Below are 12,725 nucleotides of genomic sequence, written 5' to 3'. Positions count from 1 at the left end.
GGAGTTGGAACGTAGTTTGGCCACCAAGAAGATCAGGGTCTACGAGCTCGCTCGAGAGCTCGGTGTCGACAACCACGTCGTGATCGAGCTCTCCGAAGAGCTCAAGATCGGCGTCAAGAGTCATTCGTCGAGCATCGACGATCCGTCCGCGGACCGCGTCCGCCGGCTCGCCGACTCCAAGGGACTTCGTCGCGAGCCGGAGCCCGAACCCGCGCCCGAGCCTGCACCCGCGCCCGCACCGGTTGCGACCGTGGTGGTCGAACCGGCACCGGCGTCCGCGCCCGCACCGGCGGCGACGCGTCCGGCCGCGGCCGCGACGGCGCCCGCCGAGCCTGCGACCGAACCCGCTCGCCCGGCATCCGAGCCCGTCGTCGAGGAGCCCGCGCGGCCGCACCGCGTCGTGCGCTCGACCGGTGGTGTCGTCCCGCTTCCGCCCCGTCCCGCGGAGCGACCTCCCGAGCGGCCCGCGGCCGCGCCGGCGCCCGCCGCCGCAGCCGCGGCTGCGGCGACCCAGGCGCCCGCCGCGGCGGCCCCGGCTCCGGCCGCACCGCCGCAAGGCCTGCGGAGCAGCCTCACCGGCAAGCCCATTCCTCCGCCTCCGGGCATGAAGAAGATTCCGCCTCCGCCGCGTGGCACGCGTCCCGGCGCGCCGATGCAGCGCCCGTCGAGCGCGCCGCGAAGCGGTGGTTTCGGCGGTGGTGGAGGCGGCGGCGGCTTCTCCCGTGCTGGTGGAGGCGGCGGTGGCGGTGGTGGTGGCGGCTTCGGCGGTCGCAGTGGCGGCGGCGGACCCGGCGGTGGCGGTGGTCGGGGCGGCGGTCCCGGTGGTCGCGGTGGTCCGGGCGGCTTCGGCGGTCCCGGTGGTCGCGGTCGTCCCGGTGGTGCACGGCCGCGGCGCAAGAAGCGCCGTCGCGACGCCGCCGAGCTCGAGCCGCAGCAGGCGACCCGACTGACGCCGGCGGACGCGCCCGTCCCCGAAGGCGAGATCGTCATCCCGCGCGGCATCACGATCCAGGAATTCGCGCCGCGGCTGAACCGCACCACTGCCGACCTCGTTCGGCTGCTGTTCGACGCCGGCGAGATCGTCACCGCGACGGTGTCGCTCGCCGACGAGATGATCGAGCTCATCGCGGAGACGCTCGGCGCCGAGGTCCTCATCGTCGAGCCCGGCGCGGAGCAGGAGCTCGAGCTCCTCGCCCTCCTCGCGGAGGACGACGACGAGGACGACGACGCGTTGCTCGAGCCGCGCCCGCCCGTCGTGACCGTCATGGGTCACGTCGACCACGGCAAGACCACACTGCTCGACGCGATCCGCCACGCGGACGTCGTCAGCGGTGAGGCCGGCGGCATCACGCAGCACATCGGTGCGTATCAGGCTCGCTACAACGACCGCACGATCACGTTCATCGACACGCCCGGCCACGAGGCGTTCACCGCGATGCGCATGCGCGGCGCGCAGGTCACCGACATCGCGATCCTGGTGGTCGCGGCCGACGACGGCGTGATGCCGCAGACCATCGAGGCGATCAGCCACGCCAAGGCCGCCGAGGTTCCGATCGTCGTCGCCGTCACCAAGTCCGACCGCGAGGACGCCGACCCGACGCGTGTGCGCCAGCAACTCGCCGAGCACGAGCTCGTGCCCGAGGAGTGGGGCGGAACGACGATGGTCGTCGACGTCGCCGCGCCGATCGGGCTCGGCATCGACGAACTGCTCAACGCGATCCTGCTCGTCTCCGACGTCGAGATCGTGGAAGAGCTGGTCGCGAATCCGAAGCGGCTGGCGCGTGCGGCAGTGCTCGAATCGAACCTCGACGCCGGTCGCGGCCCGGTCGTCACCGCGCTGGTGATGGAAGGCACGCTGCACGTCGGCGACACGATCGTCGCGGGCCCCGCGTGGGGTCGAGTGCGCGCGATGTTCGACGAGCACGGTGCATCGATCGCCGAGGCCGGCCCGTCGGTTCCCGTGGAGGTGCTCGGTCTCGACGACGTCCCGCTCGCGGGCGACGAGGTTCGAGTCGCGCCGTCCGACAAGGCGGCGCGCACCGTCGCCGAGGCGCGCGCCCGCCGGCGCCGCACGGCTGCGCTCGCGCACCCGATGACCCTCGGCGGCGGCGCCCGGCTCGAGGACATCTTCGCGATGGTGCAGCGGGGCGAGGTCGCCACGCTCAACCTGATCCTGAAGGCCGACGTGCAGGGCTCGCTGGAAGCGGTCACACAGGCGCTGCACAAGCTCGACCAGGAGCACGACGAGGTGCGCCTGTCGTTCGTGCTGCGCGGCGTCGGCGGGATCACCGAGAGCGACGTGAGCCTCGCGATGGTGTCGAACGCGACCGTCATCGGCTTCAACGTGCGACCCGATCGCAAGGCGCGCGAGCTCGCGCAGCAAGAGAACGTGGAGCTGCGGCTCTACGAGGTCATCTACGGCGTGCTCGAGGACGTGAACGCCGCGTTGGTCGGCCTGCTCAAGCCGGAGTTCGAGGAAATCGTCACCGGCGAGGCCGAGGTGCGCGACGTCTTCAGCGTTCCGCGTGTCGGCAAGGTCGCCGGTTGCTACGTGCAGCACGGCACGATCACACGTGGCTCGAAGGTCCGGTTCCTGCGCGAGGGCACGGTCATCTGGAACGGCTCGATCGCGACGCTCAAGCGCTTCAAGGACGACGTGCGCGAGGTTGCGTCGGGCTACGAGTGCGGCATCGGGCTCGAGAACTTCCAGGACCTCAAGGGCGGCGACGTCATCGAGACGTACGAAGAGCGCGAGGTCGCGCGCACCTGACGCGAGAGCTCGTCACCGCCGCTCTCAGTCCTGCGCGGCGACGAGCAGCTCGGCGAGCGGCTCGAGCGCCGAGACGAGCTCATCGAGCTCGTCCGGCGCGAGGCTCTCGTAGGGCTTCGCGGCGAGGTCGTCGGTCAGCGCCTCGACGCGCTGTTTGACTGCGCGGCCCGATGCGCTCAGCCAACCGTCGTCCCCGATCAGGTCGCGATCGCGCATCCCGTCGATCACCGCGGCGATCTGCGGTGCGGGGAGGTGGTGGATGCGCCCGAACTTCTCCGCGGGCATCCCCATGTCGAGGGCGAGGAGCGCGTGCGCCTCGAGCCCACCGACACCCTCGGTCATCAGGGCGACGATGTGCCCGTCGCCCCGGTGCTCGCGCAGCAAGGCCGCGGCATGGAAGCACCGGGTCACCACGTCGTCGGGGACCGGAAGCGCGCGCAGCGCCGCGTACATGGCTCGGCCCTCGATCGGTGCGCTCGTCGCCGCGGCGAGCAGCAATTCAGTGGCGCGTGCGAAGGCGGGCGAGTCGACGCGCTCGCGGAGGATCCGCCGCAACGCCTTCGTGCAACCCTCCTGACGAGCGGCGATCGCCGCCTCGGGCGTGGTGGTCCGCCAGACCCTCGGGATGTGGCGGGCGACCTCGCCGGGCGCGAAGTTGTAGAAGAGCGCGTCGACCACTTCTGCGGGGACGAGGCCGAGGGGCGCCGCGCGGCCGGCGAAGTAGGTGTCCCAGTAGTCGGTGAACCCCAGGGCGAACATCGTCTCGTTGGGTTCGTCGGCCGAGTACGGGATGAGACCGATCGGCTCGACGAGATCGAACATCCGGCGCGCCATCGCGTTCATCGCCTGATCCTCCTGCAGCTTCCGCGCTCGTTGCGAACGCTCACGTCAGTCGGACGATCGGTCGCCGCGAGACTCATCGCTCAACCGGTGATGGTCTCGGCGCGATCAGCCGCGCGTCCAGACCGCGCCGGACGTGTAGCGACGCAGTCCGCGCGTGAACGCGACCGTGCCCGCGGTCGCGAAGAGCGCGGATATCCCGACGAGCCACGCCGCGCGCGCGGGATCGAACGACAGGACGAGCCGCGCCGGGATCGACGACACGAACGCGGCCGGTACGACCGTGTAGAGCATCACTTTCGCCGCACCCGCGAACACGTCGACCGGGTACGAGCCGAGCAGCAGGATCGCGTGGAAGCCGAGCTCGCCGCCCTCACCGCGACCCGCGAAGAACGCGATCGAGCCGGTGAGCACGAGGAAGCCGGTGATGAGTACCGACGCGGCGAGCACCACACCGGCGAAGACGACGATGTGCACCGGCGTGGGGTGACCGACGATGCAGAACAACGTGATACCGAAGGCGAAGTCGCCGATGTTGACCGGCTCGACCCGTCGCACGAGCAGGAACGGGAGCGGTTGCACGGGCAGCGCGAGCACCGCGTCGAGCGCACCCTCGACCGCCATCTGACCGACCCGCCGCGCGTTCGAGAACAGCCCGAGCGTGATACCCGCCGCGCTCGTCATGACGGAGAGCAGCAGCAGGACGCGCCGGCTGTCCCACCCGTGCAGGTGACCGACCCGATGGAAGAACAGCACCCAGAAGGCGACCCATACGGCGTCGTTCACGATCATGATCGTCATCGCCGAGAGCAGCGCGGCGCGCTTCGCCGCCGCTTCCGCGAGCGCGTTGCGCATCGTCGCGAGCAGGCCGTTCATCCGCCGACCACCTGCAGCCGGCGCTGGCCCGCGCCGAAGATGGCCGCCGCGATCGCACCGAGCGCGACGAGCCAGGCGACCTGCTCGAGCAACAGCACGGGCTCGAGGTGCCCGGACGCCAGCCGCGCCGGCACGTAGGCCATCGCTCGCCATGGCAGCGCGTTCGCGGCGCCGTGCAGCCAGCCCGGCAGCGCCTCGAGCGGGATCAGCATCCCGCCGAGGATGAACACGAGCTTCTGGTAGAGAAACCACGTCGAGCCCGCGTCGCGCAACCAGAAGGCGGCCGCCGCGAAGGCGTGCTGGGCGACGATGTTCACTGCGATCGCGAGGACGAGGCTCGGATACGCGAGGAGCAGCGTGACCGGGCGCGGCGGCGCGCCGGCCTCGAGCGACGCGACGACGACCGCCGCAACCGCGAGCGCGGTGAGGCGGGGGAGCGCGCGGCCGACCTCGGTCGCGACGCGCACGGCGACGACCGACGCGGGTCGCAGGAGCTCCACGGCGACCGCGCCCGACCCGATGTCGCGCCCGATGTCGTCGATCATGCGGATGTTCAGCGAGACGACCGCACATTCGGTGGTCGCGATGTACCACGTGATCGCGACGGCCGAGTAGCCCGCGAGCCGGCCCCCGTTGGCGTGCGCGGCGACCCGCCACAGTCCCGAGAGCACGCTCACCACGATCACGTAGAAGCCGACCGCGACACCGATGCCGCCGCGCTCGGCGATCACGGATTGCGCGGCCGTGCGCGCCGCGGTCGTGAGCTTGCGGGTCGCCGCGTTCGCGCGGCTGCTCATGCGGCTGCGATCTTCGGCGCTCGACCCGGACGGATCCGCGGCGGAGCGACGATGACCGCGCCTGCGATCTGCGCCTGGCTCCTCATGTCTGCGGCTGCCGGTAGATCTCTGCGATGACCTGCTCGAGCGGCGGATCGGTGACCGAGATGTCGGCGACCGCGGTGGTCGCGAGCAGCGTGTCGAGCACGGCGCGGATCGACGTCGCGGTGGTGTCGACGACGAGCTCGGCCTTGACGTCGGTTTGCTCGAGCACATCGACGCCGGGAAGGTGCAGCGGCGGCGCCGGCTGCGCGAGCCCGACCTCGACGAGCTTCGTGGCGAGCAGCGCGCGGCGCATCGCGGCGACGTCGTCGTCGTAGATCACCGAGCCGTGGTTGATGACGATCGCGCGGCGGGCGACGTGCTCGATGTCGGCGACGTCGTGCGACGTGAGGAACGTGGTCGTGTTGCGCTCGACATTGAGGCGCACGAGCAGCTCCCGGAAGCGCTGCTTCGCGAGGAGATCGAGCCCGATCGTCGGCTCGTCGAGGAACAGGACCTCGGGTTCGTGCAGCATGCACGCGGCGAGCTCGCACCGCATGCGCTGGCCGAGCGACAGGCTGCGCACGGGTTGGTCGAACAGGTCGGCCGCGTCGAGCAGCTCCGCGAGCTCACCGACGCGCTGTGCTTCCTGCCGCCGGTCGAGCTCGTAGATCGCGGCGAGCATCCGGTACGACTGCCGCGGCGTCAGCTCGAACCACAGCAAGGAGCGCTGACCGAAGAGCGTGCCGATGCGCGCCGCGAGCCGGCGGCGGTCGGTCCACGGCACGATGCCGAGGACGGCGGCTTCGCCGGCGGTCGGGTGCAGGATCCCCGTGAGGATCTTGATCGACGTCGACTTCCCGGCGCCGTTGGGCCCGATGTAGGCGATGCGCTCGCCGGGCTCGACGGTGAACGAGATGGCGCGCACCGCTTCGATGCGGCGCCGGGCTCGTCGCCGTCCGGTCTCGAAGACCTTCGTGAGGCCCCGAACCTGGATCGACATCGCTCAAGGATGACCGGCCGGCTCACCCGCACCCGGGGATTTCGATTTCGGGCATGCGACCGGCACGACGGGGCCGCGCGAGAATCCTCCGATGCATGCGGCTGCCGTGCGCTTCGATCTCCACGTGCCCGCGAGCCGCTCGCTGAAGGCCAAGCGCGCCGCGATCCGGCCGATCGTCGACGGGCTGCGCCACCGCTTCGCCGTCTCCGTCGCCGAGGTCGACCACCTCGACCAGTGGCAGCGGTGCGCGATCGGCGTCGCCGTCGTGTCGGGTTCGTACTCGCACCTCGAGGACGTGCTCGCGAACGTCGAACGGTTCGTCGACGCCGCACCCGACGTCGAGGTGATCGACGTCGAGCGCACCTGGCTCGAGCGGAGCGACCTTCGATGAGCGGGGTGCGCTGATGCCGCGCAACGCCCCGCACCGCTACCAGCGGACCGCGCGCGTCAACGAGGTGCTCGTCGAGATCGTCGCCGACGAGCTCGCGCGGCTCTCCGATCCGCGACTCGAGATGGTGACGCTCACGGGCGCGGAGGTGTCGTCCGACCTCGCGTACGCCACGCTCTACTACTCCGCGCTGGGCGCCGGCGGCAGCGCGCAGACCGAAGACGAAGTGAAGGCGACGGCGAGCGCGTTGGCCAAGGCCGCGCCGCATCTGCGCCGATCGCTCGGTCACCAGGTCCGCTGGCGGAACACGCCCGCGCTCACGTTCAAGCTCGACCCGTCGATCTCCGCGGGCCAGCGCATCGAGGAGCTGCTGCGCGAGCTGCACTCGAACGACACGCCCGGGTCCGAGGCATGAGAAGCGACCTCGCACACGCGGCCGACGTGATCCGCGGCGCGCGCTCGGTGGCGCTCGCGTGCCACGTCAACCCGGACGGCGACGCGCTGGGCTCGATGCTCGGCCTGCACCACGTCCTGCGCGGGGCGGGCGTCGACGTCGTGTCGTCGTTCTCCGAGCCGTTCACGGTCGCGCCGCACTACCGCGAGCTGCCCGGTCTCGATCTGCTCACGCCGCCCGCGTCGTTCCCGACCGAGCCCGACGTGATGATCACCTTCGACTCGGGCGCGCTCTCGCGCCTCGGCGACCTCGAGCGGCCCGCGAAGGCCGCGCGCGAGCTCGTCGTGCTCGACCACCACGTCTCGAACGATCGCTACGGCAGCATCAACGTGATCGTCCCCGACGCCGCGGCGACGGGCGTGGTGGTGCGCCGCCTCGTCGACGAGCTCGACCTCGCGCTCAACGCCGACGCGGCCGTGTGCCTGTACGCCGCGCTCGTCTGCGACACCGGCCGCTTCCAGTACGAGACGACGACGCCCGAGGTGTTCCAGCTCGCGGCCGAGCTCGTCGGCTACGGCGTGCCGGTCGCGAAGTTGTCGCGCACGCTGTTCGAGGAGCACTCGTTCGCGTACCTCAAGCTGATGGCGGCCGCGCTCGAACGCGCGGTGCTCGACGCCGACCGGTCGTTCGTCTACACGTCGGTCACGCGCGCCGACCTCGACGAGTTCGGCGTGTCGTTCGGCGAGATCGAAGGGCTGATCGACGTCGTTCGCCGCACGAGCGAGGCCGAGGTCTCGGCGGTCTTCAAGGAAGGCGCCGACGGCGTGACGCGCGTGAGCATGCGCTCGCTCGGTGCCGTCGACGTGTGCCGCATCGCGCAGTCGCAGGGCGGCGGCGGGCACCGCTTCGCGGCGGGCTTCTCGACCGACGATCCGGTCGCCGAGATCGTCCGGCGCATCGAGAGCCAGCTTCACGAGTGAGCGTCGACGGACTGGTCGTCGTCGACAAGCCGACGGGGTGCACGTCGCACGACGTGGTCGCGCGGCTGCGGCGCATCTACGGGCAACGCCGCATCGGGCACGCGGGCACGCTCGACCCCGACGCGACCGGCGTGCTGCTCGTCGGGCTCGGGCGCGCGACGCGTCTGCTCCGCTTCTTGCAGGAGACGACGAAGGGCTACCGCGCCACGATCGTCTTCGGTGTCGCGACCGACACGCTCGACGCGTCGGGGGCGGTGCTCGATCGGGTGACGATGCGGCTCACGCGCGCGCAGGTCGAGGACGCGACGCGCGGGTTCCTCGGCGAGCGCGACCAGGTGCCGCCGATGGTGTCGGCGATCAAGATCGGTGGTCGCCGGCTGCACGAGCTCGCGCGAAAGGGCGAAGAGGTGGAGCGGCCGTCGCGGCGCGTGCGGGTCGACCGGTTCGACGTCGACGGCTTCACCGACGGCGCGTATCCCGAGGCCGACGTGACGGTCGAGTGCGGCAGCGGTACGTACGTGCGGTCGCTCGCGGCCGATCTCGGCGTCGCGCTCGGCGGCTGCGCGCACCTGCGCGATCTGCGCCGGTTGCGCGTGGGCGCGTTCGACGTCTCGGAGGCGCATCCGCTCGAGACCGTCGAGTCCGATCCGAGCGCGGTCGTGCTCACCCCGGCCGAAGCGTTGCGGGGCATGGCCCGCGTCGAGGTGGCGGGGGAGGAGGCGCGGGCGGTCGCGCACGGTGCCGTGTTCGCACCGGCGGGGCTCCCTGCGTGCACCGAGGGAGGTCCGTTCGCGATCGTCGACGCGCAGGGCGCGCTGCTCGCCGTGTACGAACGCAAGGGTGCGGCGCTGAAGGCCGCAGTGGTGATGCCGGAGGGCGCGACACCGTGAAGGTGCTGCGCGACCCGGTCGGGGCCGGTGACGCCGACGATGCCGACGCGCGTGGGAGCGTCGTCACGATCGGCGCGTTCGACGGCGTGCACCTCGGCCACCGCGCGGTGCTGCGACTCGTGCGCGAGCTCGCCGACGCACGCGGCCTGCAGGCCGCGCTCGTCACCTTCGACCGTCATCCCGCGGAGATCGTGCGGCCCGAGTCCGCGCCGAAGCTGCTGACGACGCTCGAGCACCGCATCGAGCTGCTCGACGCGATCGGATTGCTCGACGTCGGTGTCGTCCTCACGTTCGACGAGGCGCGCAGCCACGAAAGCGCCGAGGACTTCGTGCAGGAGGTGTTGGTCGGATTGCTGCGCGCGCGGCTCGTCGTCGTCGGCGCCGACTTCCACTTCGGGCACAAGCGCGGCGGGAACGTCCCGATGCTCGAGCGCATGGGCGCCGACCTCGGCTTCGAGGTGCTCGGGCTCGGGCTGGTCGCGCCCGCCGACGACTCGGTGCCGTTCTCGTCGACGCGCGTGCGCGAGCTGCTCGCGGCGGGCGATGTCGAGGGCGCGGCGACCGTGCTCGGCCGTCCGCACGAGCTGCGCGGCACCCACGCCGACGGCGCGCTCACCGTCCACCCGCGGCTGTGTGTCCCCGCGGCCGGCCGCTACGAGGGCACGCTCACCGAGGGCGAAGGACCGGTGCGACCGGTGACGATCGCCGTCGGTGAGGGGGGCGGGGAGCCCGGTGTCCTGGCCATCCGAGCCGCCGTCGACGCCGCCGGCACGCCCGCCGCCGTGCGCTTCGTCCGGCGCTCTGGCTGAATTCCGGGGGTCATGCGGTAGCATGCCCGGCTGTGTGCCGCCCCGACGGGGCAGCTGCACGACGCTTTCCCACCAGCAAACGGAATGAGAAGCGCGTTGCCGAAGGCCGCCACGATCACCGAGCACCGGGTCCACGAGACCGACACCGGCTCGCCGGAGGTGCAGATTGCCCTCCTCACCGACCGGATCAACCAGCTCACGGAGCACCTGAAGGTCCACAAGAAGGACCATCACTCGCGCCGGGGCCTGCTCATGCTCGTCGGGCGTCGCCGGAGGTTGCTCGACTACCTGCGCAGCAACGACGTCGAGCGCTACCGCGCCCTCATCGCCAAGCTCGGGCTGCGTCGCTAGCCACGCGAGGAGCGGATCGTCCGCTCCTCGTTTCGCGTCACCACAACACGCAGGACGAGGAATCGGTTGTCAGTCGCCAGCGCCCGAACCGTGAGGCTCGGACCCTGACAACTGGGAACCGGCTCCGCCTGCACGAACAGCAGAGGAGTTGTCGCGAATGAGCGACTCCATTCAGGTTTCCGGACCGGTCAATGCGGCTGGTCTCGAGATGTCCTTCGAGACGGGCCAGCTGGCGAACCTCGCCGACGGCGCGGTGCTCGTGAAGGTCGGCCGCACGACGTTGCTGTCGACGGTCTGCACGAGCAAGCCCCGTGAGGGCATCGACTTCTTTCCCTTGACGGTCGACGTCGAGGAGCGGATGTACGCGGCGGGGAAGATCCCCGGCTCGTTCTTCCGTCGTGAAGGTCGCCCCGGCGAGTCGGCGATCCTCACGTGCCGGCTCACCGACCGGCCGTTGCGCCCGTCGTTCCCGGCGGGATTCCGCAACGAGGTGCAGGTGATCGCCACGATCATGGGCGCCGACCAGGTGAACCCGCACGACATCGCGTCGATCAACGGCGCGTCGGCCGCGCTCATGGTGTCGGGTATCCCGTTCAACGGGCCGATCGGCGCGGTGCGCCTCGCGCATCACGACGGCACGTGGATCGCGCACCCCACGTTCGAGGAAGGCGACGAGTCGACGTTCGAGCTCGTCGTCGCGGGCCGGCGGCTCGAGGACGGCGACGTCGCGATCATGATGGTCGAGGCCGGCGGCACCGAGAAGTCGTGGGAGCTCTACGAGGGCGGCGCACCGAAGGTCACCGAAGAGGTGATCGCGCAGGGGCTCGAGGAGTCGAAGCGCTGGATCAACGCGTCGATCGAGTTGCAGCTCGAGCTCGTGCACAAGGTGCAGGAAGCGCACGGCCCGATCGAGCTCATCTCCTACAACGAGAGCGTCGACTACCAGTCCGACGTGTACGACGCGGTCGGCAGCGCCGCTCGCAACCCGGTCGCGGAGGCGATGAAGATCGCCGACAAGAACGAGCGCAACGCGCGGCTCGACGAGGTCGCCGACGTCGTCACTGCGGACCTCGTCGGCTCCGACGACGCGCCCGGTCAGTTCGCCGGACGCGGTGGTGAGATCAAGAAGGCGCTGCGCTCCCTGCAGAAGGAAGTCGTGCGCACCCGCATCGTCACCGAGGGTGTGCGCATCGACGGTCGTGGCCTCGCCGACATCCGGCCGCTGTCGGCCGAGGTCGGCGTCATCTCGACCGCGCACGGCACGGGCCTGTTCCAGCGGGGCGAGACCCAGGTGCTGTCGGTCACCACGCTCGGCATGCCGCGCATGGAGCAGATGCTCGACACGATCACGACCGATGAGCGCAAGCGCTACATGCACCACTACAACTTCCCGCCGTTCTCGACCGGTGAGACGGGTCGGGTCGGTTCGCCGAAGCGGCGCGAGATCGGTCACGGCGCGCTCGCCGAGCGCGCGCTCGTTCCGGTGATCCCGAGCTCGTCCGAGTGGCCCTACACGCTGCGGGTCGTCTCCGACGTGCTGTCGTCGAACGGCTCGACGTCGATGGGCTCGGTGTGTGGCTCGACGCTGTCGCTGATGGACGCGGGTGTGCCGATCAAGGCGCCCGTCGCCGGCATCGCGATGGGCCTCGTGTACCACGACGGCAAGTACGTGACGCTCACCGACATCCTCGGCGCCGAGGACGCGTTCGGCGACATGGACTTCAAGGTCGCGGGCACGTCGGAGTTCGTGACCGCGCTGCAGCTCGACACGAAGATCGACGGCCTTCCGCTCGACGTGCTCAACGCCGCGTTGCAGCAGGCGCGGGACGCGCGGCTGAAGATCCTCGACGTGATGAACGGCGCGATCAGCGCGCCGCGTGCCGAGGTGCGCGACACCGCACCGAAGATCATCTCGTTCGAGATCCCGATCGACAAGATCGGCGAGGTCATCGGGCCCAAGGGCAAGGTCATCAACACGATCCAGCAGGAGACCGGCGCCGACATCTCGGTGAGCGACGACGGCATGGTCGGCCTGGTGTCGATCGGCTCGAAGGACGGCGACAAGGTGCGCGAGGCACAGCGCCGCATCGAGCTCATCCTCGACCCGCCGACGGCCGAGCTCGGCGCGACGTACACCGGCAAGGTCGTGAACATCACGAAGTTCGGTGCGTTCGTGAACATCCTCCCGGGTCGCGACGGCCTCGTCCACATCTCGAAGCTCGGTGGCGGCAAGCGCATCGACCGGGTCGAGGACGTGCTCCAGCTCGGTCAGGAGCTCGAGGTCAAGGTCGACGACATCGACCAGGGCGGGAAGCTCTCGCTCTCGCTCGTCGGCGCCGACGCGCCTTCGGGTGGCGACGGCGGCTCCGGCGGGTCGGGTGGGTCGGGCGGCGGTCGCTCCGAGCGCACGTCGAGCGACTCGGGCGGAGGGTCGGATGCCGCGCCGGCGGCGGGCTCGTTCGAGGACTTCTGGGAAGACCAGGCGAAGGCGGAGTTCGGCGACCTCGGTCCCGCCGCGGAGACCCGAGGTGGGTCGGGCTCCGATTCGGGCGGTAGCGGCGGTGCCCGCCGGCGCCGGCCGCCGCGGCGGCGCTGAGCCGGACGGA

The 12,725-nt window shown here is 71.0% G+C and carries 12 protein-coding genes; 8 read left to right on the top strand and 4 right to left on the bottom strand.

The features are described from left to right. Window positions 1–16: 16 nt before the first annotated feature. A complete protein-coding gene (gene infB, locus VH914_09800) occupies window positions 17–2,770 on the top strand; it encodes a translation initiation factor IF-2 (GenBank protein ID HEX4491485.1) in 2,754 nt (917 codons plus the stop codon). Window positions 2,771–2,794: 24 nt separating this feature from the next. Here infB and VH914_09795 read toward each other — a convergent pair whose 3' ends face one another. The 4 genes from VH914_09795 to VH914_09780 all read right to left on the bottom strand — a co-directional run bounded on the left by VH914_09795 (window position 2,795) and on the right by VH914_09780 (window position 6,307). Further along, entirely contained in the window at window positions 2,795–3,613 is an 819-nt protein-coding gene (locus tag VH914_09795) for a MarR family transcriptional regulator (GenBank protein ID HEX4491484.1), read from the bottom strand. 105 nt (window positions 3,614–3,718) lie between these two features. Continuing rightward, window positions 3,719–4,486, bottom strand: coding sequence for an ABC-2 family transporter protein (locus VH914_09790; GenBank protein ID HEX4491483.1), 768 nt, complete (start codon window positions 4,484–4,486; stop codon window positions 3,719–3,721). After that, on the bottom strand, window positions 4,483–5,283 hold the full coding sequence (locus tag VH914_09785) for an ABC-2 family transporter protein (GenBank protein ID HEX4491482.1): 801 nt from the start codon (window positions 5,281–5,283) through the stop codon (window positions 4,483–4,485). The genes VH914_09790 and VH914_09785 overlap by 4 nt, the downstream gene beginning before the upstream one ends. 82 nt (window positions 5,284–5,365) lie before the next feature. Beyond that, window positions 5,366–6,307, bottom strand: a complete 942-nt coding sequence (locus VH914_09780) for an ATP-binding cassette domain-containing protein (GenBank protein ID HEX4491481.1) — start codon at window positions 6,305–6,307, stop codon at window positions 5,366–5,368. Window positions 6,308–6,398: 91 nt separating this feature from the next. On the opposite strand from VH914_09780, the gene VH914_09775 reads away from it, so the two are divergent. The 7 genes from VH914_09775 (at window position 6,399) to VH914_09745 (ending at window position 12,715) form a co-directional block, all read left to right on the top strand. Next, the gene (locus VH914_09775; GenBank protein ID HEX4491480.1) at window positions 6,399–6,698 is read left to right on the top strand and encodes a DUF503 domain-containing protein; all 300 of its coding nucleotides are present in this window, start codon (window positions 6,399–6,401) and stop codon (window positions 6,696–6,698) included. A gap of 13 nt (window positions 6,699–6,711) precedes the next feature. Further along, entirely contained in the window at window positions 6,712–7,110 is a 399-nt protein-coding gene (rbfA, locus tag VH914_09770; GenBank protein ID HEX4491479.1) for a 30S ribosome-binding factor RbfA, read from the top strand. Further along, window positions 7,107–8,069 carry a bifunctional oligoribonuclease/PAP phosphatase NrnA gene (locus VH914_09765; protein ID HEX4491478.1) on the top strand — a complete coding sequence of 321 codons (963 nt, stop codon included), beginning with the start codon at window positions 7,107–7,109 and terminating at the stop codon, window positions 8,067–8,069. The genes rbfA and VH914_09765 overlap by 4 nt, the downstream gene beginning before the upstream one ends. Beyond that, window positions 8,066–8,959 (top strand): tRNA pseudouridine(55) synthase TruB, encoded by an 894-nt coding sequence (gene truB, locus VH914_09760; protein HEX4491477.1) that lies wholly within the window; start codon window positions 8,066–8,068, stop codon window positions 8,957–8,959. The genes VH914_09765 and truB overlap by 4 nt, the downstream gene beginning before the upstream one ends. After that, entirely contained in the window at window positions 8,956–9,768 is an 813-nt protein-coding gene (locus tag VH914_09755; protein ID HEX4491476.1) for an FAD synthetase family protein, read from the top strand. The genes truB and VH914_09755 overlap by 4 nt, the downstream gene beginning before the upstream one ends. An 84-nt stretch (window positions 9,769–9,852) precedes the next feature. Beyond that, on the top strand, window positions 9,853–10,119 hold the full coding sequence (gene rpsO, locus VH914_09750) for a 30S ribosomal protein S15 (protein HEX4491475.1): 267 nt from the start codon (window positions 9,853–9,855) through the stop codon (window positions 10,117–10,119). A gap of 157 nt (window positions 10,120–10,276) precedes the next feature. Then, window positions 10,277–12,715, top strand: coding sequence for a polyribonucleotide nucleotidyltransferase (locus VH914_09745; protein HEX4491474.1), 2,439 nt, complete (start codon window positions 10,277–10,279; stop codon window positions 12,713–12,715). Window positions 12,716–12,725: the final 10 nt, after the last annotated feature.

The organism is Acidimicrobiia bacterium, assembly GCA_036271555.1.
GTDB lineage: Bacteria > Actinomycetota > Acidimicrobiia > IMCC26256 > PALSA-610 > DATBAK01.
This window is presented reverse-complemented; position numbering and strand designations above follow the sequence as displayed.